Genomic DNA, 25,244 nt, shown 5'->3' on the forward strand with positions numbered 1-25,244 from the left:
GCGGCTTACTCCTTGCATTTCATTCGGCGGCGGCGAGCGTAGCGCCGTCATCCATGAAATCAGGGAACCACGATTCATGGGCCTCGCGCAATTGCTGAATTGGGAGGGTCAGGAGACCCTCGATGGATAGATCGCTGCCGCCAACGGTACCCAGACGGCGGAAGGGCACGCCTGCCCCTTCCGCATTGGCGCACAGGAAATTGGCGACATCTGCCGGAACGGCCATCACGTAGCGGGCCTGGTCTTCACCGAAGAGAAGCGCATGCGCCATACCCCTGCCTTCGCCGAGATCGATGCTCATGCCCTTGTCCGAGGACATGGCCATTTCGGCAAGCGTAATGGCGAGGCCACCCGAGGAGATGTCGTGGCAGGCATTCACCTGGCCGTTGCGGATCGCCGAGCGGACGAAGTCGCCATTGCGGCGTTCCGCGAAGAGATCGACCGCAGGCGCAGGGCCGTCGGAAAGGCCAAGGATGTCACGCAGGTATACCGACGATCCGAGATGGCTGCCATCGACGCCGATCATGATCACATGGTCGCCTTCCGAGGCGCTGCCGATGCGGGCCATGCTGCGCCAGTCGGGGAGCAGGCCGACGCCGGCAATCGTCGGGGTCGGCAGGATCGCGACGCCGTTGGTCTCGTTGTAGAGCGAGACGTTGCCCGAAACGATCGGGAAGTCGAGTGCCCGGCAGGCCTCGCCGATCCCCTTCACTGCACCAACGAGCTGGCCCATGATTTCCGGCTTTTCGGGATTGCCGAAATTCAGGTTGTCGGTCGCGGCCAGCGGCTCGGCGCCGGTCGCCGTGATGTTGCGCCAGCATTCTGCAACGGCCTGCTTGCCGCCTTCGAAGGGATCAGCCTCGACATAGCGCGGGGTCACGTCCGAGGAGAATGCAAGGGCCTTCGACGGATGGCCCTCGACGCGCACGACGCCGGCATCGCCGCCCGGAAGCTGCAGGGAGTTGCCCTGGATCAGTGTATCGTACTGCTCATAGACCCAGCGGCGGCTGGACTGATTGGCAGAGCCGACGAGCTTCAGCAGGGCTTCGCCGTAATTTTCAGGCTCGGCAACGAGATTGGCGGGCAGGGGTGCACGCTTGTCGGATTCGCGCCATGGCCGGTCATATTCCGGTGCCTGGTCGCCGAGATCCTTGATCGGCAGGTTGGCGACTTCCTCGCCCTGATGCATGACGCGGAAGCGCAGGTCGTCCGTCGTCTTACCGACGATCGCGAAGTCCAGGCCCCACTTGACGAAGATCGCCTTGGCGATGGCTTCCTTTTCGGGTTCGAGAACCATGAGCATGCGTTCCTGACTTTCGGAAAGCATCATCTCATAGGCGGTCATCATCTCTTCGCGGACGGGAACGGCATCGAGATCGAGCAGGATGCCGAGGTCGCCCTTGGCGCCCATCTCGACCGCCGAGCAGGTAAGGCCCGCGGCACCCATGTCCTGGATGGCGATAACGGCGCCGGTCTGCATCAGTTCGAGGCAGGCTTCCAGCAGGCACTTTTCGGTGAAGGGGTCGCCGACCTGAACGGTCGGGCGCTTCTCTTCGATCGACTCGTCGAATTCGGCCGAGGCCATCGTCGCCCCGCCGACGCCGTCGCGGCCGGTCTTGGCGCCGAGATAGACGACGGGCAGGCCAACGCCCTTGGCTTCGGACAGGAAGATGGCATTGGACTTGGCGAGGCCAGCGGCAAAGGCGTTGACCAGGATGTTGCCGTTGTAGCGGGCGTCGAACTCGACTTCGCCGCCGACGGTCGGGACGCCGAAGGAATTGCCGTAGCCGCCGACGCCGGAGACGACACCGGAGACGAGGTGACGGGTCTTCGGGTGGCTGGGCTCACCAAAACGGAGTGCGTTCATTGCAGCGATCGGGCGTGCGCCCATGGTGAAGACGTCGCGCAGGATGCCGCCGACGCCGGTCGCCGCCCCCTGGTACGGTTCGATGTAGGAGGGATGGTTGTGGCTCTCCATCTTGAAGACGACGCAATCGCCGTCGTCGATGTCCACCACGCCGGCGTTTTCGCCCGGACCCTGGATCACGCGCGGGCCTTTCGTCGGCAGCGTGCGAAGCCATTTCTTGGAGGATTTGTACGAGCAGTGCTCGTTCCACATCGCCGAGAAAATGCCGAGTTCCGTAAAGGTCGGCTCGCGGCCAATCAACTCCAGGATACGTGCATACTCATCGGGCTTCAGGCCGTGCGCTGCAATGAGTTCCGGAGTAATCGGGCGTATGTTGGGAATGGTCATGGGCTCTCGAAAGTCCGTGCGGGATGGGGGTTTAGGCTGTCTTTAGCCTATGTGGGGCGAATGCGCGACAGAAAAAAGACCCACTTCGGACAAAGCGTGCGTCGCAATGTTCCCGCCGGTTTCAGGGGCACCCGGGGAGACCGGATAGGTCAGAATTTGTAGCCCAGAAGCACGCCCGCGCGCGTCATGCCGTCATTCGGCCCATCGCAGAGATTGGCGTTCGAGGAATGGGCCACCTGGGCCATCACCCGCCACTTGTTGTCGAGCTTGAAGCCGGCGCCGAGATATTCGCGGAACAACGCGCGGCATCCCAGCTCGGGTCCGTCGTCGCCATGCAGATCACCGGTGTGGATCGTCCCGCCGAAGCCGGCTTCCGCGAACGCCCTTTCGCTGAGGTCCACCGTCCAGGTGAAGCCGCCGTAAAACTGCGTTGCCTCGCCGGCGGTGCCGATCGAGGTTCCAAGATGCAGCCGCGGACGGAGGAGCTGTTCCTTCCAGTTCGTCGCCTGGTCAAATCCGAAGGGATCGAACAGAACCATGAATTCCGGGAAGACGCCATTCTCGCGCGAGTTGCCGTCCTGAATCGATGCCGACGCACCGAAACGCAACTCGTCGAAGATCCTGCCGTCGGCGTGTGCCAGGCCGCCGCTCGCCAAAAGCGCTGCGCTCAAAAAGAAGAAAGTGCGTGTACTTGCAAGGAAGGCAGGCGAAATGCAGCTCGGCATGCACAATCTCCCGGGGCCGACGGCGAATCGTCAGCAGGCCACGTTAAATTGGTAACATTTGACCGATGCCGGTAAAGCGTGCGGGCGTCATTTCCTCGATTTCCGGAGTGATGGCACAAATGTGCAACAGCGCTAAATCACGCCGTCATAGGAGGCGAGCCCGTTCTCCAGCAATCGCCGCACGACCATGAAGCCGTCCTCTACTTCCTGGCGGTTGTCGGGCGACGAAAACGCAATTCTTACACGGTAATAGGGCTTCTCGGTGCGTGCTGCCTTGAACTCATCCTCGTCATCGACGAGCACGTCTTCCTGGAAGGCGGCATTCTTGAACGTTCCCGAAAGCCATGGTTCCGGAAGCTTCAGCCAAAGGAACGGCACATGGGGGTGGGAGGCGAAGTCGAAGCCGGCGAGATGCCTGCGGGCCAATTTCTCGCGTGCGGCAATCTCCTCGACACTTCTTCGCCGCATCGCGTGCGCTTGGCCTGAGAGTACCAGCCTTGAACCGGCCTCCGCGAGAATGAAGGGCAGTCCGCCCGTGATCATCTTGTGCGTGACCTTTATTCGCTGCGCGAAATGCGGCGGGCAGGCAACCCAGCCGCCGCGCACGCCGGCCGCGACGGATTTCGAAAGACCGCTGACGAGGAAGGTGCGCTCTGGCGCCAACGAAATGAGCAGCGGGTTGGTGTCGCCTGACATGCCGCCATAAAGGTCGTCCTCGATCAGCCAGACGCCGTGCTTGCGCGCAATCGCGGCGATCTGCTCGCGACGGTCCGCCGGCATCGTTACGAGGGTCGGATTGTGGGCCGTCGGCATCAGGAAGGCGAGGCGAGGGTGCTGCTGGCTGCAGAGCCGCTCGAAATCGTCCGGTATCACGCCGTGCTCGTCCGAATCCACCGTCAGGATGCGCCTGCCGAGGGCGCGCGCGCTGCGGCTCACCTGCGTATAGGTCAGGTTTTCGAAGACGATCTTGTCACCGGGCAGTGAGATAGCCGAGATCACCGCAATTGCCGCGGCATGGGCGCCGAGCGTCGGCACGATGTTCTCGGCCGCCGGCAGCCAGTCGTTGCGGGACAGCCATTGACGTCCTGCCTCGTACCAGGACGGCGGAAAACTGCGTGAATAGGAGGCGATCTCCACCGGATGCTCGCGGCTGATATCGGCGAGCAACTGGCCGATGATCCCGCCCTGTCCAATATCGGGCGCGGCGGTCGTATCGAAGCGGACCTTGCCGGGCGGTGCGTCGACAAGCCGCGTACCCGCCAGTCCGTCAGCCTGTTGCGCCGGCTGGTCGGCGGATCTTTCCAGCACATATGTGCCGCGCCCGACCTCGCCGGCCACGAGACCCCGCTCGTGCACCAGCGCATAGGCCCGGCCGATCGTGCCGAGCGTCACGCCGATGTCGTAGGCGAGATTGCGTTGCGGTGGCAATTTGCTTCCCGCGGGCAGGGCTCCGTTGGAGATCGCAGCCTCGATGCTGTCTGCGATCCGCATGTACATGGGGCCGATGCCCCGCGAGATGTCCGGAAGCCAAGTTGTCATAGTGACAATACAATAGATTGTCACCCTTGCGGTGTCAACCTATGTAGCAATTGTAACAATGGCTATCACAGGAGCGTAGCAATGTCCGTTCCGGCAAGCGCTAAGCAGCAGATTGTATCAATTGTCGCGATCGACAGGAAGCTGATGTCTTCCAGTCGCGCATCAATCAAGGTCCGCCTCAGACGCATGTGGGTGGCCTTGGAGCTATGGCATGAGAAGCGCAAGGGGCGCCGCGTATTGCGACAGCTTTCGCCGGAGCAGCTGAATGACATCGGACTTTCGCAATCCGATGTCGCCAGGGAGATCGGCAAGTCCTTCTTCTGGGATTGATGGCTTAGCTGCAGGCCTTGCTGCCGCCGGACCAGCGATTAACGTCCGCGGCGATACGGCCTGCGACCGGCTCGGCCATCATGGGGCCGAAGGCCTGCAGGCGCGCCGGATTTCCTTCCGCTTGCACGACGAGGAGAGGCCGGCTTTCCGGGCTTCCCTTGTGGACCAGCAGGATTCGCGGACGGCCGGAGAAGGAGTTCAGTTCCGGTGCGAGCTTGTAGGCCGTGAAGGCCGCGTCGCCGGATTTGAACCAGCAGCTGTTGGCACCAAGCGCGACGCGCTCCATCGTCGAGAGTGCGCTCTTGTCGGCAGAGGTGCTCGTCGGCCGTGACTGGCAGGCGACAGCAACGGCTCCGAGCGCCACGAGGGCAAACACATTGAAGACGGCCTTCGTGGCGGATATGCGCATGAACTTCTCCGGAAATCTGATCGAGGGGGCTTCCTGATCGCCGAAATCAGGCGGCGATCACGTCAAGGGCGGAAGCGAAAAGGCCGCGACCGTCGGACCCGCCATGGGCGGCTTCGATCAGGTTCTCCGGATGGGGCATCATGCCGAGCACGTTGCCCCTTTCGTTGATGACGGCCGCGATATCGTTCATCGAGCCGTTGGGATTGGTGCCTTCGGCGTAGCGGAAGACGACCTGGCCGTTGCCTTCGATCGCCTGCAGCGTCTCGGCGTCGGCGAAATAGTTGCCGTCGTGGTGGGCGACGGGGCAGCGGATGATCTGGCCGTTGGCATAGGCGCGGGTGAAGTCGGTCTCGGCATTCGCGACTTCCAGCTTGATTTCGCGGCAAACGAACTTCAGCGAGGCATTACGCATCAGCGCGCCGGGCAGCAGACCGGCCTCAACGAGGATCTGGAAGCCGTTGCAGACGCCGAGCACCTTCACGCCCTTGTCAGCCTTTTCCTTGATCGCCTGCATGACAGGCATGCGGGCGGCGATCGCGCCGCAACGAAGATAGTCGCCATAGGAGAAGCCGCCCGGAATGACGATCAGGTCGACGTCCGGAATCTCCGTCTCCGTTTGCCAGATCGTGACCGGCGCATGGCCGGAAATCTTCGTCAGGGCGGCGATCATGTCGCGATCGCGGTTGAGACCGGGGAGCTGGACGACGGCTGATTTCATGGGTGCGGTTCAAACCTTGTTTGCTTGTGCCAGTTCTCGAAGTTCGAGACGGTTTTCAGTGCGATCGGGATGCTGCTCGCCAAATTCCGCGAGTCATCCCGTCCTCTCCACCGCCCTCAGCCGAGGGAAATGGTGTAGTTTTCGATTACCGTGTTTGCGAGGAGCTTTTCGCACATCGCCTTCAGGTCGGCTTCCGCCTTGGTCTTGTCGGCACTTTCGAGTTCGATGTCGAAGACCTTGCCCTGGCGGACGTGGCCGACGCCGTCGAAGCCGAGCGCGCTGAGCGCACCCTCGATTGCCTTGCCCTGCGGATCGAGAACGCCGTTCTTCAGCGTGACGGTTACACGAGCCTTGATCACTTTGTCTTCCCTGTTACTTGACGAGAACCGGGCCGGTGCCGCGCACAGGCTCATTTTCATTGATGATGCCGAGACGGCGGGCAACTTCCGAATAAGCTTCCAGAAGGCCGCCCATGTCGCGACGGAACCTGTCCTTGTCCATTTTCTCCTGGGTGGCAATGTCCCAGAGGCGGCAGGAATCCGGCGAAATCTCATCGGCAAGGATGATGCGCATCATGTCGCCTTCGAAAAGGCGGCCGCATTCGATCTTGAAATCCACGAGCTGGATGCCGACACCGAGGAAGAGGCCGGTCATGAAGTCGTTGACGCGGATCGCAAGCGCCATGATGTCATCGAGTTCGGCCGGATTGGCCCAGCCGAAGGCGGTGATGTGCTCTTCCGACACCATCGGGTCTTCCAGCGCATCGGACTTGTAGTAGAACTCGATGATCGAGCGCGGGAGGACCACGCCCTCGTCGATGCCGAGACGCTTGGCCAGCGAGCCGGCGGCGACGTTGCGCACGACGATCTCCAGCGGAATCATCTCCACTTCCTTGATCAACTGCTCGCGCATGTTGAGCCGGCGGATGAAATGCGTCGGAATGCCGATCTTGTTGAGATGGCTGAAAATATACTCGGATATGCGGTTGTTCAGGACACCCTTGCCATCGATGACTTCATGCTTCTTCTTGTTGAAGGCGGTAGCATCGTCTTTGAAGAACTGGATCAGCGTGCCCGGCTCAGGTCCTTCATAAAGGATCTTGGCCTTGCCTTCGTAAATACGGCGGCGACGGTTCATCTGCACTATTCTCTGTTGTTGGCGCTCTTGGGACAGCGCTTGTGGATCGACATCTGGGCGTCCCCATATCGGAATTGAAGCAATATCACAATCCGGCTGCCGCTCCTTCCTTGGGATTCCATCGGATTACGCAATGAACGGGAATCAGAGCTTCCGTCCGCTATTTTACAGGTTTTGTCAGCGAGAAACGAATCCCTCAAAGATCCGCCTGCAGCCTATATGGGCAATGTGTCGGTTTGGAAAAAGGTTTGATCCCAAATTAGCGAAGTGAAGGGGGCGAACCGACGCAGAGGCTCGGCCGCGCCGGGGGCTTCCTCAGCCCGCGGGTTGCGCGCGCGAGACCCTGGTCGGGCGGTCGATGCCGTCCTGGTGGCGCCAACTCTGCGCGCGCACGAAGGCCGAGATCTTCTGTGGGGGCATCGGGCGGGCAAAGGCATAGCCCTGCAGCCCATCGCAATCGAGTGCGGCGAGGATGCGGGCGTGCTCCATGGTCTCGACGCCTTCGGCAGTCACCTTGATATCCAGGGAGTGGCCGATCTCGATGATCGAGCCGACGAGCTTGCGCTGCTCGGCCGATTGCGGGAGCTTGTTGATCAGTTCGCGGTCGATCTTCAGTCTCGAAGGGCTGAGTTTCAGCAGGCTCACGATGGAGGCATGGCCGGTGCCGAAGTCGTCGACCTCGATATCGATCCCGAGCTTGCGAAGCTGGTTCAGGTTCTCGACAACCTCGTCCGCGGCGTCGTCGAAGGAGATGGATTCCAGCAGCTCGAAGGAAATCTGCCCAGGCTCTATCTTCAGCGCACGAAGCTTCTTGATCAGTGAAGGATCCGCGAGGCGGCGATAGGAAACGTTGACCGAGACCTTCGGAATCTGCACGCCCTCGTCCAGCCAGCCGCCGTGATCCTCAAGCGCCTTCTCCAGAATGATGCTGTCGATCGTCGAGACGACGTCCAGGTCCTCGGCGAATTTCAGGAACTTGTCGGGTGTCAGGATGCCGCGCTGCGGATGGTGCCAGCGCGCAAGCGTTTCCACGCCGATGATGTCATGGCTGTGGGCGCAGAACTGCAATTGATAGTAGGGGATGAATTCGTTGCGTTCCAGGCCGAGCAGGATCTCGTCCGAGAGCTTCTTTGCCGTGATGATCTGGCGGTGGGCGTCGAGCGAGAAGAATTCATGCCTGTTTCTTCCGCTGCCCTTTGCCCGGTAAAGCGCGATGTCGGCATTGAGCAGAAGCTGCTTGGCATCGACGTCGGGGCCACTTCCGCAGGCGATGCCGATGCTGGCACCAAAGCGGCAGTCATGGCCCTCATATTTAATGGGCTTGCGCAAATCGCGGATGATGCGCCCGGCAAGGTTGGAGATCTTCTTCAGCGAGGTGTCCGCTGCGCAGAGGACGACGAACTCGTCGCCACCGATGCGGGCAACGAAATCTTCCGAACGCACGCCTGTCGTCAGGACCTGGGCGGCATGCCTCAGCATCGCGTCGCCGGCGCGGTGGCCGAGCGTGTCGTTGATCTGCTTGAAGCGGTCCAGATCGATGTGGAGGATCGCGAGCATCGAACCGTCGACCTGGCACTCCGCGGATTTCAGTTCCAGCATGCGGTCGAGGTAGCGGCGGTTGGGAAGCCCGGTCAGATGGTCGTGCAGCGCGATGTGCTCGATCTGCTCCTTGGCGGTCTCCAGCTGCGCGTTGCGGGCCTCCGCAAGTGTCTTTGCGCGCTGCAGCTCGTTCCTGAGCGCGACTTCGTCGGTCACGTCCCAATTGGCTCCGATCAATTTCCTGCGGCCGCGGCTGTCGACAAACGGGGCGGAGCGGGCACGGATGACGCGCTCGACGCGATCGCCCCGCAGGATACGAAACTCCTGGGAGAAGGCGCTGTTTTCTTCGATATGGTCACGAACGCGCTGCGTGCTGCGTTCCCGGTCCTCCGGATGAAGGAGTCTTTCCCAGAAGTCGCCCTGCTTGACTTTCTCCGTTCCCTCGACGCCATAGATGGCGAGGAGGCGCTCGTCCCATTCGACCTGCTCGCCGTCGAGGTCGGCCTCGAAGACGCCAATTCTTGATATGTCGAGCGCAAGATCCAGGCGGCGCGAGAGATCGGCCAGTTTTTCCTCGGCTTCCTTGCGGTCGGTGATGTCGATATCGGTGCCGACGATGCGGGTCGTCTTGCCGGTCTCGTCCCATTCCACGCATGCGCCGCGGCACTCGATCCAGATCCAGTGGCCATCCTTGTGCCGCTCGCGGTATTCGAACACGGCGAATTCCGGATCGCCGGCGGCCTGACGCTCGATCGCGTTTCGAACGAGGTCGCGGTCGTCGGGATGGACGTTGAGGATCCAGACATCGAGGTTGCCGTTCACCTCGTCTCCGGGGCGCATGCCGCGGATCGCCTTCCAGGTGTCGGAGTAGTAGAAGTTGCCGAGGCTGAGGTTATGGTCCCAGACGCCGAGGCCGGAGCCTACGAGCGCATAGTTCCAGCGGCTCTCCCTTTCGGCCATGTCCGAGAGCGTAATGGCCAGCCGCATAAGACCCTGCGGCTCGCCATTCTCCTCGGTGCCATTGGTGGGCAATGGCGGTTTGTTCGTCCAGATCGGCCCCAATTCGCACTCTCATCGCTCGACTGCCGGCATTTTGGCTTCACTACATTAAATAGCTCTTAAAAGCGATGCACTCGTTTTTCTTGCGTCAGGGACGCAGCCGGCTGAGGAACTGTGCAAAGACCATCGTGCCCTCCGGCCACGGGCCGTGCCCGGATTCGGCGTTGATATGGCCCGATTCGCCCGCATCCACGAGAAGCGAACCCCAGCAGTTGGCGATTTCGTCGGCATGCTCGAAGCTGCCGAACGGGTCGTTGCGGCTTGCGACGGTGATCGACGGAAAGGGAAGGGGATCGCGCGGATAAGGGCCGAAGGTCATGAGGTGCTTGGGGCGGATCGCCGGGTTTGCCACATCGGGCGGGGCCACGAAGAATGCGCCCGCGATGGGTTTGCGGAAATCCGGAATGGCATGGATGACCGAGGGCACGCCCAGCGAATGGGCGACAAGGACGACCGGTCGCTCCGAGGCGTTGACCTCCTCGGCGATGCGGGCCGTCCAGTGCTCGCGCACGGGCTTCGACCACTCGGCCTGCTCGACCCGCCGGGCCGTACCGAGCTTGGCCTCCCAGCGAGTCTGCCAGTGGTTAGGCCCGGAGTTGGTGTATCCGGGGATGATGAGGATATCTGCTTCCGATGCTTTCATGATGAGCCGATGTGAGAGCGAGCTTGCGTGGAGTCAAGGGAAAAGAGGACAAGTGCTGGAGGATTTGCTAATGTTCGCCTACGCCGGCTGCGGTTGAACGCCTCGGCCATTGCTTGTCGGACGTCTTCGCGCCGCCAGCCGGTAGCTTTCGGTTGTGGAGGAGAACAACATGACGGCATTTCACGTATGGGCAGGCGCCAGTAGTTCGTTTGTGCGCCCTGCTGTCCGCAAGATCAGCATTGCGGACGTCTTCGACGCTTTGCGCCGGGGTCTCGAGGATTTTCGCGAAAAACCATCCCATTACGTTTTTCTGTGTCTGATGTACCCGATCGCGGGTGTGTTCCTGATCGCCTGGAGTTCGGGCGAGAGGATGGTGCCGTTGCTTTTCCCTCTCATGTCCGGCTTCGCGCTGCTCGGTCCGCTCGCTGCCGTTGGCCTTTATGAGATCAGTCGCCGCCGCGAGCGTGGGCTCGACACGTCCTGGCATCATGCGCTCGAAGTGCGTCATTCGTCGGCAATGCCGTCGATCGTCGCTCTCGGCATCTTCCTGCTCGGCGCCTTCGTGGCCTGGCTCATCGTGGCCCAGCTCCTCTATGTCCACTTTTTCGGAGCGGCCGCCCCTGACTCGATCATGGGCTTCGTTTCCGAGGTTCTGACGACACCAGCGGGCATGCAACTCATATTGTGGGGCAATCTGATCGGCTTCGTCTTCGCGATCGTCGTGCTCGCCACGACGGTGGTCTCCTTTCCGCTGCTCCTCGACAGGGATTGCGGTGCAGCGGCTGCGATTGATACCTCGATCAGGGCCGCACTTGCCAATCCGATACCGGTGGCTCTGTGGGGCCTCATCGTCGCCGTTCTGCTTGTGGTCGGAACGATCCCGATCTTTGCCGGGCTCGCGGTAATCATGCCGGTCCTCGGCCACGCCACGTGGCATCTCTACCGGAAGCTCGTGGCCCAGCCTGTAAGCTAGGCCTAAGCCTGCCAGAAGGACCAGCCGGCTAACGCTGGCTGGTCTTCGCATGTTCGGGAACCTCGCGGTCCAGCGCAGCGTTATGATGCTGTCCGAGTGGAGGAGCCCATGGCCGCGAGCGAGCATATCTTCACCCGTTTCGCCACGACAGCCTCGGAATGGGCGGGCAAGCCGCTTGCGTTCATCCTTGCCCTGGTCTCGGTCGTGATATGGGCGGCGCTCGGTCCGCTCTTCGACTATTCCGAGACCTGGCAGCTCGTCATCAATACCGGGACGACGATCGTCACCTTTCTCATGGTCTTCGTGCTGCAGAACGCCCAGACCAGGGATACGCGGGCGATACAGGCGAAGCTCGACGAACTGATCCTGACCAGCAAGGCCGAGAACCGGTTCATCGGCATCGAGAAGCTGGACGAGGAGGATCTCGCGCATCTCGACCGGCTCATCGCCAAGGCGGCAAAGGCAAGCGGCGGCGGGCAAGGAGCCAGGAAGGCCGGCAACGGCAAGGCGACGGTCGCCAGCAAGGTGCAGGCAATCAAGTCCGAAAAGTTGGGGGACAAGGCGCGGCGCCGGAAATGAAGGCGGCGCATTTCAGGCGCGCCGCCTTGGCAGTCGATAATCCCGTCGTCGCGGGCCTCAGGCCTGGCCGAATACCCGGCGGAAAATCGTGTCCACGTGCTTGGTGTGGTAGCCGAGGTCGAATTTCTCGCGGATATCCGCTTCAGACAGTGCGGCGCGAACTTCGGGATCGGCGAGCAGTTCCTCGAGGAAGTCCTTGCCCTGTTCCCAGACCTTCATGGCGTTGCGCTGGACGAGGCGGTAAGCATCTTCGCGCGACACTCCGGCCTGCGTGAGCGCCAGGAGCATGCGTTGCGAGTGAACAAGCCCGCGGAACTTGTTCAAGTTCTTCAGCATGTTTTCCGGATAGACTACGAGCTTCTCGACTACGCCTGCCAAGCGGTTCAGGGCAAAATCAAGCGTGATCGTCGTATCCGGGCCGATAGCGCGCTCGACGCTCGAATGGCTGATGTCGCGCTCGTGCCAAAGGGCCACGTTTTCGAGAGCCGGGACGACGGACATGCGCACAAGCCGGGCAAGGCCCGTCAGGTTTTCCGTCAACACGGGATTGCGCTTGTGGGGCATGGCGGACGAACCCTTCTGGCCGGGCGAGAAGAATTCCTCGGCCTCCAGCACTTCGGTTCGCTGCATATGCCGGATCTCGATCGCGACGTTCTCGATCGAGGATGCGATGACGCCGAGCGTTGCGAAGAACATCGCGTGGCGGTCGCGCGGTATGACCTGCGTCGACACCGGCTCAGGAACGAGACCGAGCGCCGCGCAGACATGCTCCTCGACGCGCGGATCGATATTGGCGAAGGTCCCGACCGCGCCCGAGATCGCACCGGTGGCGATTTCCGCACGGGCCGCGAGCAGACGCGTCCGGTTACGGCTCATCTCGGCGTAGAAGCGGGCAAAGGTCAGGCCCATGGTCGTCGGCTCGGCATGGATGCCGTGGCTGCGTCCGATACGGATCGTGTCCTTGTATTCGAAGGCGCGCGTCTTGAGCGCGGCAAGGACGCGGTCCACGCCGGCGAGGAGGATATCGGCAGCGCGGACGAGCTGGATGTTGAAGGTGGTGTCGAGCACGTCCGAGGAGGTCATGCCCTGGTGCACGAAGCGGGCGTCCGCCCCGACGATCTCGGCAAGGTGCGTCAGGAAAGCGATCACATCGTGCTTGGTGACGGCCTCGATCTCGTCGATGCGGGCGACGTCGAAGTTCGCCTTGCCGCCCTTCTCCCAGATCGTCGCGGCCGCAGATTTCGGAATCACGCCGATCTCGGCGAGCGCGTCGCAGGCATGGGCCTCGATCTCGAACCAGATGCGGAACTTGGTTTCGGGCGACCAGATGGCGACCATTTCTGGCCGGGAATAACGCGGGATCATGGTTCTTGCTTTCGTCACTGAAAAGGGGCTGGCGTCCCTGTAGCAAAGACGGCCGACAATCTCAACGCATGCGTCTCGCCAGCAGGAAACTGGTCGTGAAAAGGCAGAGGAGGCCCAGCGGCAGCAACAGGCGAACCCCCAGTACCGCAAACTGATAAACCGCCGAAGCACTCGTGAACAGGAACTGGTAGATCCAGACCATCGAACCGAAGGGCGCGTGCCAACGCGCGTAGAAGAAGCGGTAGTCGAGGGCAAAGAGGAATGCGGTCATGGCGACCGTTCCTGCTGCCAGGACGACGAAGAAGGAAGCAAACCGCGTTTCCGGCGCCCGCCCATGTGCGAAGAAAAGTCCGACCGGCAGGACAAAGGGCCAGGAAAGCAGGCCGCCGAGGAAATAGAGAAGAAGAACTTCGGGCGCATGGCTCGTCTGCAGGTCGTCGCGCAGATAGAGGCCGAGCGCAGCCGACAGGGCCATCTGCACGCCCCAGCAGGGCGCGCCGATCAGGTAAGCCTGCCACTGCGGTCGCGCTGCGGCAAGTCGCCGGCGGATGAGCGGGCGAGGCGGGTTAGCTTGATCCAACACGGCCTCCTTCGGCCGCTTCCCGCAGGTCGGCGATCGCCTTGCGATAGTGATCGGCCGCGCCGCCCTTGAAGATCGCCGAGCCGGCGACGAAGACGTTTCCGCCGGCGGCGGCGATGGCAGGCGCCGTCTCGACGGTCACGCCGCCGTCCACCTCGAGCTCGATCGGCCGGTCACCGATCAGTGACTTCGCCTGCTGGATCTTGTCGACCATCGCCGGGATGAATTTCTGGCCACCAAAGCCCGGATTGACCGACATGATCAGGATCAGGTCGACGTCGTCGAGCACATTCTCGACTGCGCTCAGCGGCGTCGCGGGATTGATCGTGACGCCCACCTTCTTGCCGAGATGGCGGATGGTCTGCAGCGAGCGGTGCAGGTGCGGACCAGCCTCCGCATGGACAGTGATGCGGTCGCAGCCTGCCTTGGCGAAGGCTTCCAGGTAGGGGTCTGCCGGCGAGATCATCAGGTGGCAGTCGAAGGTCGCCTGTGTATAGGATCGCAGCGATGCGATGACGTCAGGCCCGAAGGAGATGTTCGGCACGAAGTGGCCGTCCATGACGTCCAGATGGATCCAGTCGGCGCCGGCGGCCGTGACGTCGCGCACCTCCTGGCCGAGCTTTGCGAAATCCGCGGCAAGAATCGAAGGTGCGATCCGGATTGGCAGGCTCATGGCGACGAACTCCGACTGTTGATGCTTGGAACTGCCTTATCACCGCCGACCGGACGCGACAACAGAATGGCGAAGTGTCCGCAAAGGCGACACAAGCCTTTGCACTGACTTATGGCAAGCTGACTTACGCTACGTTAGTCGGTGGAAGAGCCGGGAGCGCGGAAGGTCTTGGCCCGCCACTCCAGGAGCTGATAGGGGTTTTCGGCCAGTTCGTGCGCCGGATTGAAGCTCAGCGGTCCGAGCACCGTCTGGAAGGTGGTGCCGATGAGTTTTTCTGCGACCGGCTTGCCTTGGGCGACGGCACTCTGCACGGCCTGGTCGGCAATCGTCGCGGCGGCATAGGCGGGAAGGACATAGCCCTCCGGTTCAATGCCGGCGGCGCGCAACGCTGTCACGACCGCCTGCGCGGCGGGAAGCAGCGAATAGTCCGGCAGGGTCACGGCAAGTACGCCTTCAGCAAGCGGGACCGGCTGATCGGCCGCGCGCAGTGCGTCGCCGCCGAGGACGACCAGCGGAATCTTTTCCGCTGCCGCATCGCGGGCGATGATCGCCGCATCGCTCCTGTCGCCGCCGATGAAGACATGCGTGGCGCCGGCCCGCTTGAGGCGGCGCACGAGGGCAATCTGCTGCTCCTGTCCGGGGCGGTAGGTATCCGTGAAGACCGGTTTCAGGCCCTTGTCCTCGAGCGCGTCACGGACAGCTTCGGTCAATTCGCGGCCATGGATCGTGCCGTCTTCCACGAGCGCGATCGGTTCGCCAGCCCAATCCTTGATGATGACGTCGATGATCTTCTGGGCCTCGGCACCATCGGGCGGTGCCAGCCGGAAAAGCGGCCAGCCGTTCTTGACGGCGTCCTCCATCAGGATACGGGAGCGCACCGAGACGGTGATCGCCGGAATGCCGGCGTCCTTCAGGCGCGGCAGCGCGCCTTCCAGCGTCTCCGTGCAGACGAAGCCGATCGCGATCTGAACCTTGGCATTGACGAGGGCATCGGCCACCGCCTGGCCGCTGCCATCCTCGCAGGGCTCGTTGACGGTGATGATGGCATTTTTCGACTGGTCCGCCGCAAGGCCGGCGCCCGCGGATATCTGTGCACCGATGGCCGCATAGGGTCCCTGCTGCGGCACGACTACGCCGATCGCGACGCCCGCAGCATGGCCCGCTTGCGCCGCCAGGAGCAGCGCCGCCGAGATACCTATGAGGCGCAGAACCTTCATTCGAAATGAAATTTCCTTCTAAACCCTTCATGCCCTTTTATCCGGCTGCACCACATCGTCAAAGAAAAAGCAACAAAAACCGGCACTTTTCCGGAAAACCGCTGTAGAAAAGAGAATCGAGCATCGCCATATTCGTCGGGCTACATAAAACCGCGATGATACCGTCGGCCAGGAGAGAATTTTGTTGAAGAGACAGCATGTGGACCCGGGGCTTTATCGCGACGCAATGAGCCGTTACGCGGGCCACGTACAACTGGTAACGACGATACTTGGTGACGAGAAGCGCGGTGTCACGATCACGGCTGCCTGCTCGGTCTCCGACAATCCCGCCGCCGTCCTCGTCTGCCTCAACAACAGTAACGAGAAGAACCACGTATTCTTCAAGAGCGGCATCTTCGCGCTGAATGCGCTCGGTGCCCACCAGCAGCATGTGGCGGATGCCTTTTCCGGCCGCACTCATCTCGACGCGGCGGCGCGGTTCGCTGCCGCCCGGTTCGAGACGCTCGTCACCGGCGCGCCGGTGCTTTCGGATGCGCTCGCCGCCTTCGACTGCAAGGTGACGGATATCAAGGAGATGTCGACGCATAACGTCATCTTCGGCGAGGTCGTCGGGGTCCGCTACGGCGAGCTCAGGCCCGCGCTCATTTATATGAACCGGGACTACCACACGCTATAAAGCTCCCGGAAGGAGGAGACATGCCGGATCATTCTGCACCTTCGCTGCCGGCTTCGATCGACGAGACGATCGCATTGCTCGGTGCCAACGACTACCTGGCCGGACGAGCTCTCGGCACCGTCATCTATCTCGCCCTGAAGATGCAGCGACCGCTCTTCCTCGAGGGAGAGGCGGGTGTCGGAAAGACGGAGATCGCGAAGGTCCTGTCCGCCTCCCTCGGACGGCCCCTCATCCGGCTGCAATGCTACGAGGGGCTCGATATCGCCTCGGCCGTCTACGAATGGAACTATCCCGCGCAGATGCTCGAGATACGGCTCGCGGAGGCTTCCGGTCTCACCGATCGCGGACGCATCGAATCCGACATATTCTCGGAGCGCTACCTGATCCGCCGGCCTGTGCTCCAGGCATTGTCCCCGGTCGATGGACGAGCGCCGGTCTTCCTAATCGATGAACTGGACCGCACGGACGAGGCGTTCGAGGCCTTCCTGCTCGAGGTGCTCTCGGATTTCCAGGTGACAATTCCGGAACTCGGCACCATCAAGGCGCCGGAACCGCCGATCGTCATCATCACCACGAACCGGACCCGCGAGATCCACGACGCGCTGAAGCGGCGCTGTCTCTATCATTGGGTCGACTATCCGGAGGCGGCGCAGGAACTCGAAATCATCCGCCGCAAGGTTCCCGGCTGCAACGCGATGCTTTCCCAGCAGATCGTGGCCTATGTGCAGAAGCTCCGGACTCTCGATCTCTTCAAGAACCCCGGCGTTGCCGAAACCATCGACTGGGCGACCGCGCTCACCGAACTCGACCGCCTCGCGCTTGATCCCGAAACCATCTCCGATACGCTCGGCACCCTGCTCAAATACCAGGATGACATCGCGCGTATCCAAGGCGGCGAGGGGCGGCGCGTGCTCGACGAGGTGAAGGCGGATTTCCAGGCGGCAGGATAACAGCCATGGCCGGGATTGCTCCGCAAGATGGTGCCATCGTGCCGCCGATACCGCCGGGAGACGGGCGGCTTGCGGACAACATCGTCTTCTTTGCCCGCGCATTGAGACGGGCGGGGCTGAAGATCGGTCCGGCGGCGGTCGCCGACGCCATCGAGGCCGTCAGTGCCATCGGCATCGGCTCTCGCGAGGAGTTTCACGCCGCGCTCTTTGCCGTCTTCGTCAAGCGCCATGAGGACAAGGCTGTCTTCGACGAGGCCTTCCGCCTCTTCTGGCGGTCGCGTGATCTCGTGCAGAAGATGATCGCGATGATGTCGCCGATTGCTCCCGACAACCGCGAGAAGGAAAAGCCGAAGCCCGGCGACGCGCGCGTTTCCGACGCGCTGGTCAGCGATCGGCAGGACAGGCGGAAGACGCGCGAAGAACCGGATATCGAAGTGGACGCGAGGTTCACGACATCGGGCTCAGAGGTGCTGCGGCGCATGGATTTTGCGCAGATGTCGGTTGCCGAGATCACGGCGGCGAAGCGTGAGCTTGCGCGGCTCCAGCTGCCGCTCGATACGGTCGCGACACGCCGCTTTGCCCGATCGCATGTGCATCGCCAGGTCGATCCGCGCGGAACGATGCGGGCAGCCCTGCGCACCGGCGGCTCGCTTATCCTGCCGCGCTACCGCGAGGCGAAGGAGTTGCAGCCGCCCCTGGTCGTGCTTGCAGATATCTCCGGGTCCATGAGCCAATACACGCGCATATTCCTGCATTTCCTGCATGTGCTGACGGAGAAGCGGCGGCGCGTGCACACATTCCTGTTCGGCACGCGGCTTACCAATGTCACCCGCCAGATGCGCCACAAGGATCCCGACGAGGCGCTGGAGGAATGCGCCGCCGCCGTCAAGGACTGGTCGGGCGGCACACGCATCGGCGAGACGCTGAAGGAGTTCAATCGGCTTTGGGCGCGCCGCGTCCTCGGCCAGGGCGCGGTGGTCCTGCTCATTTCCGACGGACTCGAGCGCGAGGGCGTCGACCTTCTCCAGCAGGAGATGGATCGGCTGCACCGCTCTTGCCGCCGCCTGATCTGGCTCAATCCGCTCTTGCGCTTCGACGGCTTCGAGGCGCGTGCCCGTGGCGTACGCGCCATGTTGCCGCACGTTGACGAATTTCGTCCCGTACACAATCTGATATCCTTGGCGGATCTTGCAGCGGCGCTTGGGGCGGGCCGTTCGGGCGACTTCGATCCGCGCCGGTATATGGGTAAACTGGGAGGTCATTCATGACAGAAACAGTCTCAAATCTTGATCCTCTTGATGTCGCGGAGGACTGGAAGGCGCAGGGCCGTGACGTCGCGGTCGCGACCGTCGTGGAAACCTGGGGTTCGGCACCGCGCCCGGCAGGCAGCCATCTCGTCATCGACGCGGACGGCAATTTCGAGGGCTCCGTCTCCGGAGGTTGCGTGGAGGGAGCCGTGATCGCCGAAGCGCTTGATATCATTGGCTCCGGACAGTCGAAGATGCTCGAATTCGGCGTCGCCGACGAGACCGCCTGGCGGGTTGGCCTCTCTTGCGGCGGGCGCATCCGCGTCTTTGTTGAAAGGCTCGCCTGATGGAACTCGCCGATCTGAAGCGGCTCAATGCCGCCCGGCGCGAGCGCATGGCCGTCGTGCTGATCACCGACATCGATGGCGGCGGGGATCGCGTGCTCGTCGAAGGAGAGCCCGTCGACGGAGCGCTCGGCGAGGCGGTTGCCGCCGCATTTCGCTCTGGCAGGTCTGGAATGGTGGAGGCCGACGGCGGATCCTTCTTCCTCAACGTCCATCTTCCGCCGCCCCATATCGTGGTGATCGGTGCGGTCCATATCAGCCAGGCGCTGGCGCAGATGGCCGGAGTAGCCGGCTTCGATATCCGCATCATCGATCCGCGCACCGCCTTTGCTACGCCGGAGCGCTTCGCCGGTATCGATCTCGTTGCCGATTGGCCGGTCGACGTGCTGAAGGAACGACCGCTGGATCGCTATACGGCGCTTGTCGCGGTAACGCACGATCCGAAGATCGACGACTTTCCGATCGGGGAGGCACTGCGGGAAGAGTGCTTCTATGTGGGAGCGCTCGGCAGCCGCAGGACCCACGCGACCCGGCTCGAGCGCCTGAAGGCCGCCGGTTTCGCCGAAGCCGAACTCGCCCGCATCCACGCCCCGATCGGCGTTGCCATCGGGGCCGCAAGTCCGGCCGAGATTGCAGTGGCGATCCTGGCGGAGATCATCCAGTGTCTGCGCACGCGCGACGTCTCCGGGGCAAGGGACGCAAGACCATGATCTTCGGCGACACCCCGCTCGAGCAGGCAGAGGGCGCTATTCTCGCGCATTCCGTCAAGCTCCCGGAAGGCGTCTTCGCCAAGGGACATGTTCTCGAAGGCGCCGATATCGAGCATCTTCTGCGGGCCGGGCTGCGGAGCGTGATCACCGCGCGCCTCGAAAGGGGCGACCTTATGGAAGACGAGGCGGCTCGCCGTCTTGCCGCTGCCATCACGCCGGATCACCTGCGTTTCTCGGACGCCACGACTGGGCGGGTCAACGTCTATTCCACTGTCAACGGTGTCTTCGTTGCCGACAAGGTGGCGGTCGACCGCCTGAATCGCGTCGATCCCGCCATTACGCTCGCTTGTCTTGCCGATCACGCGGCCGTCCATGCCGGCGACATGGTGGCGACCTTCAAGATCATCCCGCTTGCGGTGCCGGCCGAGAAGATCGAGCGTTCTGTCGAGATCCTCGAGCAATCGACGGTTTTCGAGGTCAGGCCCTTCCGGCCACATTCGGTCTCGCTCATCGCGACTGAGCTTCCGTCGCTCAAGCAGTCCGTCATGGACAAGACCGCGCGCATCCTTGCCCAGCGACTGCAGGCTTCGGGCAGCGTCGTCAGTCATGAGGAGCGGGTTGCGCACAGGGCCGCGCCGGTCGCGACCGCGATCCGTTTCGCCAGGCAGGCAGAGGACGATGCACGCAGGCTCATCGTGGTCTTCGGTGCCTCTGCGGTCATCGATCCCGACGACGTCATTCCCGATGCGATCAGGCTTGCGGGCGGCGAGGTGATAAGGGTCGGCATGCCGGTCGATCCGGGCAACCTGCTCGTGCTCGGTCAGGTCGGAGGCGTGCCGGTCGTCGGCGCTCCGGGCTGCGCACGCAGCCCCAAGGAGAACGGCTTCGATTGGGTGCTGGATCGCATCCTCGCCGGCGAGTTGCCGACGGCGGAGGAGATCGGCGCGATGGGCGTCGGCGGCCTTCTCATGGAGATCCAGACCAGGCCGAGGCCGCGTGATGCCGTGGAGAAACCGATGAAGTCGTTATCCGTTGCCGTTGTCCTGCTGGCCGCGGGACGGGCGAGCCGCATGGGCGACGGCGGCCATCACAAGCTGCTGGCGGAATTCGACGGGGTGCCGCTCGTGCGCCGCTCCGCCGAGGCCGCTCTGAAAAGCAGTGCCGATGTGGTCGTCGTGACCGGCTACCGCGGCGAGGAGATCGCCGCGACGCTATCCGGGCTCAAGGTCGAGCTCGTGCACAATCCCGATTTTGCGAGCGGTATGGCAAGTTCGCTGATTGCCGGTGTGGGTTCCTCGAAAATTCAGGACGCCGATGGTATCCTGGTCATGCTTGCGGACATGCCGGGCCTGACCGCCCAGGACCTGAAACTGCTTGTGGCTGCCTTCCGCAAGGAAAATGGCGAGGCGGTCGTGCGGGCAGTGTCGCGCGGCAAGCGCGGCAATCCGGTCATCCTGCCGCGATCCCTGCGCGACGCGGTGATGCGTCTGGAAGGCGACATCGGCGCACGCCATATCGTCGAGACGTCCGGACTGCCGGTCATAGACGTGGATATCGGCGACGCAGCGCATCTCGACGTCGATACGCCGGAAGCGATCATTGCCGCCGGCGGCGTGCTGAAGGGGTAGGCGGCGATGGACAATGCGGCAATCGAGGAAATGTTTCAGGCGCTCGGCCCGGTGACGATCAAGCGAATGTTCGGGGGCAAGGGCATCTATCACATGGGCAGGATCGTTGCCGTCGAAGTGCGCGGCGAGATGCTGCTGAAGGCCGACGACCAGAGCGCGCGGGAATTTGCCGCCGCCGGCGCGACGCAATGGGCCTATGAGGGCAAGAAGGGAAAAGCCGTCAATATGCCTTACTGGTCGATCCCTGACGATGCCTTCGACGATCCGGATGTCATGGCCGGCTGGGTGCGGCTCGCCTATGAAGCAGCGTTGCGCGCCAATTAAGCACCCTATTTCAGGTCTTCCGGGGAGAGAAGTTCGATCGCCGCTTGCGTGAAGGCCGAAAGCGGGCTGGGCAGATCGTTGCGGCCGAACCAGCCGAGGTCCGACAGCTTGTCCGGTTCCATCAGGCGTGGTTCACCCTCGACGTCGCGGGCGACGTAGATCATCGAAACCCAATGCTGGTGGTCGGCAGCAATGATCTGCTCAGTTGTGCAGAGCATTTCGACCTTGCCGATGGCAAGGCCCGTCTCTTCCTCTGCCTCGCGACGGGCAGCGTCTGCTGCCCGTTCCATATGGTCGACCTTGCCGCCAACGATGTTCCAGAAGCCGGCCTCGGGCGCATTCACGCGCTTGTAGAGGAGAATCTTGCCGCCCCGCAGTATGGCGAGACCGACTCCAAGGCCTGGAAAATCGATGCCGGGGGCGCCCATCAGGCCTTGGCGTTGGCCACGATCAGCATGAAGGCGGGAATGTCGTCGCCGAAGCCGACCGGGGTCGGGCCGTCGTCATGGTCGCGGTGGTAGCGGCTGCGGCGCTCGCGGTTGTCATCGTTGGCGGGGTAGGGACGTGCGTTGCGCGCTCCGTTATGCGGCTTCTGTTCTGTTCTGCGCTCGTTCTTCACGCCATCTGCCCTTGCTGGTTTTTCTTCCCTGGTGTCTGCTTCAATATCGTTGGTTTTGATATCAGATTTGTGACCCGAAGCTTCCCTGCGGCCGCGGGGTCTCTCCCTGTCGCCGCGCTCCTTGCCCCTGCGCGGACGGTCGCTCTCGCCGCTGTCTTCGGCGGGCGGCAGGGCTGCGAGGTCGCCATTCAGCCATTCGACCTTCTGGCCGATGAGCTTCTCGATGGCGTCGGCATACTTGACATCACGCTTCGTGACGATCGTGAAGGCGGCACCCGAGCGGCCGGCACGGCCGGTGCGGCCGATGCGGTGGACATAGTCCTCGGAGTGGATCGGCACGTCGAAATTGAAGACGTGGCTCACATCCGGAATGTCGAGGCCGCGGGCCGCGACATCCGAAGCGACGAGCAGTTGGAGGTTACCGTCTCGGAAGCTCTGAAGCATCAGGGTGCGCGAACGCTGGTCCATGTCGCCGTGCAGGGCGCCGACGGAGAAGCCGTGCCGCTCCAGCGAGCGGAAGAGGTCCGCGACGTCCTTCTTGCGATTGCAGAAGATGATCGCATTCTTGAGGTCGGTCTGCGCACGGACGAGGTCGCGCAGGGTGGCGCGCTTTTCGTAGTCCTTGCCGTGGGATGCGACGAAACGCTGAGTGACCGTCTCGGCCGCGGAGGCCGGCTTGGCGACCTCGACGCGTTCGGGATTCTGCAGGAAGCGGTCGGCCAGCTTCTGGATCTCCGGCGGCATGGTCGCCGAAAAGAACAACGTCTGGCGCGTGAACGGGATCATCTTCGCGATGCGTTCGATATCAGGGATGAAGCCCATGTCGAGCATGCGGTCGGCTTCGTCGATGACGAAGATCTCGACGCCACTCATCAGGAGCTTGCCGCGCTCGAAATGGTCGAGCAGGCGGCCGGGCGTGCAGATGAGGACGTCGGCGCCGCGTTCGAGCTTGCGATCCTGGTCCTCAAAGGAAACGCCGCCGATCAGCAGGGCAACGTTCAGGCGGTGGTTTTTGCCATATTTCTCGAAGTTTTCCGCAACCTGCGCTGCGAGCTCGCGCGTCGGTTCCAGGATCAGCGTGCGCGGCATGCGCGCGCGGGCGCGGCCCTTTTCCAGCAGCGACAACATGGGAAGAACGAAAGAGGCCGTCTTGCCGGTTCCGGTCTGTGCTATGCCGCAGATGTCGCGCCGCTGCAGGGCGAACGGAATGGCGCCGGCCTGGATCGGGGTGGGGGTAGTGTAGCCTGCGTCTTCAACGGCGGAGAGTACTTTTTGGCTAAGGCCAAGGTCAGCAAATGTTGTCAAAGGGAAATCTGTTTCCGTTCCGGTTCGGTCGAACACTTATGAGTCGGCACGATCTGGGTGCCGCGATGCTGGGCGACATAGTCTGAAAACGCCTGCAAGTCAAGGAAATCGGGTCGTTCCAACTGCTTTGGGAGCAGAAGCAGTTAAGAAATGGCATCCTTTCATATTTAGGGTGGCTGCTGCACGGTATGGTTGCTGCGTGCGCAGAGCTGTTCAGAATGTCGCGGCCGTCCTGAATCCGAAGATCGCCGCATTCCTGATCGCCGAGCCCGGCCTGTCCGGATCCGGCGCGTTTCCGCCCGGCCGAATGACATACTGGAAGAACGGCTGCAGCGAAAACCAGGGCGTGACGGCGGCCTGGTAGGAGGCCTCGATGACCGCTTCTGACTGGGGTATCGGCCCTGGCGTGCCGGACAGGCTGTTCTCGGCTCTGGCCTGGTCGGCGAGGTCCGCGCTCATGCTTGCATAGGCGAATGCTATCCCGACCGTGTCGTTGTCGCGCCCCTTGAACGGACCTTTGTAGGCGAGGCCTGCATCGAAATACCAGCCGATGGTGTTGCGGTCCTGCTGCGGCGCGACTGCTACCCGGGCGAAGCCGCTGAGGCCGTTGTCGGTGCTTCCCGGCTCCTGCCACAGCGTCTGGTCTGCGATGGCGTATATTGCGAAGCTTCCATCCAGGCGCTCGGGACCACCGCTTGCGGCGGGGTCCGCAAGCGAGACGCCGTTCGCCGCGGTGGAAAGGCTGTCGAACTGCTCTGAATCATACCAGGCGCCGAGCTTGTACGTCCCCGGCAAGCCGGGCGCGCCCTTGTCCGGTGTGTAGGCGTATGCGGCCTCGACGATGGCAAGGACCCCGTCGCCGATCGGAAATCCGAGCCCGTTGGCGTTGCCGTCTGGATCGGAACCTGTCGGATTGCCGTTGAAGATCGCCGCCTGCAAGGTCCAGGCGTCATCGGGCCGGACGATCAGCTGCGCGCCCGGGACGGCGAAGGGGTAGGCCGGACCACCGCCCGGCAGGTCGACGGCAAAGAGGCCCGGCCAGCCGAAGGTCGAATTGACGAAGAGGCTGGCGGTGTTGCTGATGGCAAAGTTCTGGTCCGCCAGTATCTGCCCCACCTTCAGCGTCACCTTGTCACCGAGGAGATCCTGCTGGATGTAGAGTTCGCCCAGCCGGAAGCCCGGCTCGGCCTCGACCGATGTGACCGTCAGGAGGTTGCCGATGTCCTTCTCGGAAAGGCCATGCCCCTGGATCGCATAGCCGGAAACGTGGATCTTGCCGCCCTCCCAGCCGACGAGCCTCTCCATGTCGAAATCACCCTGGAGTTCGAACAGGCCGTCATAGGCGGTGCCGCGCTGCAGTCCGCCGGAAACATTGCCGAGGAAATCGCTGGTCTGGTTTATCGTCAGGGCCACGCCGGCGTCGTAGAGCCGCGTCCTGTACCCGCCCCAATCGCCCGTCAGCGCCGAGTCGGCGTAGGCCGGAGCCGCCGCGTCGTCGGCGCGCGCGCCCGTACCCGCAAGAAGCAGGAGAAATGCAAGCGTCGGTGCCAGCGCCACCCCGGCCCGGCCGCACACCATGACATTGCCCGGAAAAGCGGGTCGGTCCCGCATCTGCTGCCTCTCCGAATCCTTCATGCGTTTCCGCATGGTCAGGTCTAGAGCCGAAGGGCGCGAGGGTCAATTTGGCCGAGTGAGGATGAT

The 25,244-nt window shown here is 62.8% G+C and carries 26 protein-coding genes; 10 read left to right on the forward strand and 16 right to left on the reverse strand.

The genetic code is table 11. The features are described 5' to 3' along the window. Positions 1-19 precede the first annotated feature (19 nt). From purL to EV286_RS07505, 3 genes are all read right to left on the reverse strand, one after another. Positions 20-2,254 carry a phosphoribosylformylglycinamidine synthase subunit PurL gene (gene purL, locus EV286_RS07495; protein ID WP_132956412.1) on the reverse strand — a complete coding sequence of 745 codons (2,235 nt, stop codon included), beginning with the start codon at positions 2,252-2,254 and terminating at the stop codon, positions 20-22. Between the two features lie 149 nt (positions 2,255-2,403). Continuing rightward, positions 2,404-2,979 carry an acyloxyacyl hydrolase gene (locus EV286_RS07500; protein ID WP_132956413.1) on the reverse strand — a complete coding sequence of 192 codons (576 nt, stop codon included), beginning with the start codon at positions 2,977-2,979 and terminating at the stop codon, positions 2,404-2,406. Between the two features lie 132 nt (positions 2,980-3,111). Continuing rightward, complete coding sequence (locus tag EV286_RS07505) at positions 3,112-4,518, reverse strand: PLP-dependent aminotransferase family protein (RefSeq protein ID WP_132956414.1); 1,407 nt, start codon at positions 4,516-4,518, stop codon at positions 3,112-3,114. An 81-nt stretch (positions 4,519-4,599) separates the two neighbouring features. Here EV286_RS07505 and EV286_RS07510 point away from each other — a divergent pair, with 81 nt between their 5' ends. Further along, entirely contained in the window at positions 4,600-4,848 is a 249-nt protein-coding gene (locus EV286_RS07510) for a DUF1127 domain-containing protein (RefSeq protein WP_132956415.1), read from the forward strand. A 4-nt stretch (positions 4,849-4,852) separates the two neighbouring features. On the opposite strand, the gene EV286_RS07515 is transcribed toward EV286_RS07510, so the two are convergent. From EV286_RS07515 to EV286_RS07540, 6 genes are all read right to left on the reverse strand, one after another. Then, positions 4,853-5,257 (reverse strand): hypothetical protein, encoded by a 405-nt coding sequence (locus EV286_RS07515; RefSeq protein ID WP_132956416.1) that lies wholly within the window; start codon positions 5,255-5,257, stop codon positions 4,853-4,855. A 46-nt stretch (positions 5,258-5,303) separates the two neighbouring features. Next, positions 5,304-5,975: a phosphoribosylformylglycinamidine synthase subunit PurQ gene (gene purQ / locus EV286_RS07520; RefSeq protein ID WP_132956417.1), complete on the reverse strand. Its 672-nt coding sequence runs from the start codon at positions 5,973-5,975 to the stop codon at positions 5,304-5,306. A 116-nt stretch (positions 5,976-6,091) separates the two neighbouring features. Continuing rightward, complete coding sequence (gene purS, locus EV286_RS07525; protein ID WP_132956418.1) at positions 6,092-6,334, reverse strand: phosphoribosylformylglycinamidine synthase subunit PurS; 243 nt, start codon at positions 6,332-6,334, stop codon at positions 6,092-6,094. 13 nt (positions 6,335-6,347) lie between these two features. Beyond that, positions 6,348-7,112: a phosphoribosylaminoimidazolesuccinocarboxamide synthase gene (gene purC / locus EV286_RS07530; RefSeq protein WP_132956419.1), complete on the reverse strand. Its 765-nt coding sequence runs from the start codon at positions 7,110-7,112 to the stop codon at positions 6,348-6,350. Positions 7,113-7,427: 315 nt separating this feature from the next. Next, entirely contained in the window at positions 7,428-9,638 is a 2,211-nt protein-coding gene (locus EV286_RS07535; protein WP_132956873.1) for an EAL domain-containing protein, read from the reverse strand. A gap of 160 nt (positions 9,639-9,798) precedes the next feature. After that, positions 9,799-10,353, reverse strand: a complete 555-nt coding sequence (locus tag EV286_RS07540; RefSeq protein WP_132956420.1) for an alpha/beta hydrolase — start codon at positions 10,351-10,353, stop codon at positions 9,799-9,801. A gap of 169 nt (positions 10,354-10,522) precedes the next feature. Here EV286_RS07540 and EV286_RS07545 point away from each other — a divergent pair, with 169 nt between their 5' ends. After that, complete coding sequence (locus tag EV286_RS07545; protein ID WP_132956421.1) at positions 10,523-11,326, forward strand: DUF2189 domain-containing protein; 804 nt, start codon at positions 10,523-10,525, stop codon at positions 11,324-11,326. Positions 11,327-11,434: 108 nt separating this feature from the next. Then, positions 11,435-11,905, forward strand: a complete 471-nt coding sequence (locus EV286_RS07550) for a low affinity iron permease family protein (RefSeq protein ID WP_132956422.1) — start codon at positions 11,435-11,437, stop codon at positions 11,903-11,905. Positions 11,906-11,962: 57 nt separating this feature from the next. Here the strand turns inward: EV286_RS07550 and purB are convergent, their stop codons facing one another. The 4 genes from purB to EV286_RS07570 all read right to left on the reverse strand — a co-directional run bounded on the left by purB (position 11,963) and on the right by EV286_RS07570 (position 15,740). Continuing rightward, a complete protein-coding gene (gene purB / locus EV286_RS07555; RefSeq protein WP_132956423.1) occupies positions 11,963-13,270 on the reverse strand; it encodes an adenylosuccinate lyase in 1,308 nt (435 codons plus the stop codon). A 61-nt stretch (positions 13,271-13,331) separates the two neighbouring features. After that, positions 13,332-13,850, reverse strand: coding sequence for a hypothetical protein (locus EV286_RS07560; protein ID WP_245500645.1), 519 nt, complete (start codon positions 13,848-13,850; stop codon positions 13,332-13,334). Further along, on the reverse strand, positions 13,837-14,523 hold the full coding sequence (gene rpe, locus EV286_RS07565; protein ID WP_132956424.1) for a ribulose-phosphate 3-epimerase: 687 nt from the start codon (positions 14,521-14,523) through the stop codon (positions 13,837-13,839). Before rpe ends, EV286_RS07560 begins: the two co-directional genes overlap by 14 nt. Positions 14,524-14,657: 134 nt before the next feature. Continuing rightward, entirely contained in the window at positions 14,658-15,740 is a 1,083-nt protein-coding gene (locus EV286_RS07570) for a branched-chain amino acid ABC transporter substrate-binding protein (protein ID WP_132956425.1), read from the reverse strand. 181 nt (positions 15,741-15,921) lie between these two features. Here EV286_RS07570 and EV286_RS07575 point away from each other — a divergent pair, with 181 nt between their 5' ends. The 7 genes from EV286_RS07575 to EV286_RS07605 are packed head-to-tail and all read left to right on the forward strand — an operon-like array spanning position 15,922 to position 21,619. Then, positions 15,922-16,416 carry a flavin reductase family protein gene (locus EV286_RS07575; protein ID WP_132956426.1) on the forward strand — a complete coding sequence of 165 codons (495 nt, stop codon included), beginning with the start codon at positions 15,922-15,924 and terminating at the stop codon, positions 16,414-16,416. 20 nt (positions 16,417-16,436) lie between these two features. Further along, complete coding sequence (locus EV286_RS07580) at positions 16,437-17,366, forward strand: MoxR family ATPase (RefSeq protein WP_132956427.1); 930 nt, start codon at positions 16,437-16,439, stop codon at positions 17,364-17,366. A gap of 5 nt (positions 17,367-17,371) precedes the next feature. Then, entirely contained in the window at positions 17,372-18,634 is a 1,263-nt protein-coding gene (locus EV286_RS07585) for a VWA domain-containing protein (RefSeq protein WP_132956428.1), read from the forward strand. Beyond that, a complete protein-coding gene (locus EV286_RS07590) occupies positions 18,631-18,960 on the forward strand; it encodes an XdhC family protein (RefSeq protein ID WP_132956429.1) in 330 nt (109 codons plus the stop codon). The genes EV286_RS07585 and EV286_RS07590 overlap by 4 nt, the downstream gene beginning before the upstream one ends. Beyond that, positions 18,960-19,667, forward strand: a complete 708-nt coding sequence (locus EV286_RS07595; protein ID WP_132956430.1) for an XdhC family protein — start codon at positions 18,960-18,962, stop codon at positions 19,665-19,667. Before EV286_RS07590 ends, EV286_RS07595 begins: the two co-directional genes overlap by 1 nt. Further along, on the forward strand, positions 19,664-21,295 hold the full coding sequence (locus tag EV286_RS07600; protein WP_132956431.1) for a molybdopterin-binding/glycosyltransferase family 2 protein: 1,632 nt from the start codon (positions 19,664-19,666) through the stop codon (positions 21,293-21,295). The genes EV286_RS07595 and EV286_RS07600 overlap by 4 nt, the downstream gene beginning before the upstream one ends. 6 nt (positions 21,296-21,301) lie before the next feature. Beyond that, complete coding sequence (locus EV286_RS07605) at positions 21,302-21,619, forward strand: TfoX/Sxy family protein (protein ID WP_132956432.1); 318 nt, start codon at positions 21,302-21,304, stop codon at positions 21,617-21,619. A 5-nt stretch (positions 21,620-21,624) separates the two neighbouring features. On the opposite strand, the gene EV286_RS07610 is transcribed toward EV286_RS07605, so the two are convergent. From EV286_RS07610 to EV286_RS07620, 3 genes are all read right to left on the reverse strand, one after another. Beyond that, positions 21,625-22,047 (reverse strand): NUDIX domain-containing protein, encoded by a 423-nt coding sequence (locus EV286_RS07610; RefSeq protein WP_132956433.1) that lies wholly within the window; start codon positions 22,045-22,047, stop codon positions 21,625-21,627. Then, positions 22,047-23,543 (reverse strand): DEAD/DEAH box helicase, encoded by a 1,497-nt coding sequence (locus EV286_RS07615; RefSeq protein ID WP_132956434.1) that lies wholly within the window; start codon positions 23,541-23,543, stop codon positions 22,047-22,049. The genes EV286_RS07610 and EV286_RS07615 overlap by 1 nt, the downstream gene beginning before the upstream one ends. A gap of 213 nt (positions 23,544-23,756) precedes the next feature. Continuing rightward, entirely contained in the window at positions 23,757-25,154 is a 1,398-nt protein-coding gene (locus tag EV286_RS07620; protein ID WP_245500646.1) for a carbohydrate porin, read from the reverse strand. Between the last annotated feature and the right edge of the window lie 90 nt (positions 25,155-25,244).

Origin of the sequence: Rhizobium sp. BK251 (genome assembly GCF_004345245.1) — a bacterium.
Taxonomy (GTDB): Bacteria; Pseudomonadota; Alphaproteobacteria; order Rhizobiales; family Rhizobiaceae; genus Rhizobium.